The organism is Collinsella sp. LCP19S3_B7 (assembly GCF_052121795.1).
Lineage (GTDB): Bacteria > Actinomycetota > Coriobacteriia > Coriobacteriales > Coriobacteriaceae > Collinsella.
Map to the genome: position 1 here is coordinate 1 of NZ_JBQKDO010000050.1, position 389 is coordinate 389.

General features: G+C 67.4%; 1 protein-coding gene. It reads right to left on the reverse strand.

Translation table 11 applies throughout. The annotated features are described in order from the left end of the window. Positions 1–6: 6 nt before the first annotated feature. A partial coding sequence (locus ACTQW0_RS08535) for a transposase (protein WP_441567790.1) occupies positions 7–389 on the reverse strand: 383 nt, incomplete at its 5' end.

The window sequence follows — 389 nt, forward strand, 5'->3', positions numbered from 1 at the left end:
CCCTGGTCAGAGCCCGTCCCTCTCGACCAGGGCACGCAATTTTTTTAGGTAGGCCACCTCGGTCTCGAGCCTTCGGCAGCGCTCCTCGAGCTCCTGCTCGCGGGTGCGCCCGCGCGACTTGGGGCCGGACCCCTTCGGCCTGCCCCTGGGCTTGGGCCTGAGCGCCTCGGCGCCGCCCTCGCGGTAGAGCGCGCACCATCTCTTGAGCGGCGCCAGGGACATGACCCCGAACGCCTTCATGGCGTCCTGCTTGCCCATGCCGCCGTCGACCACGGCCGAGGCGGCGGCGACCTTCTGCTCGTATGTGTACCTGGTCTGCTTGCCGTCCATGGATAGCAGCACCTCGCTTCCGAACGACCGGTATACGTAGAGCCATTGTCTCACGGTGT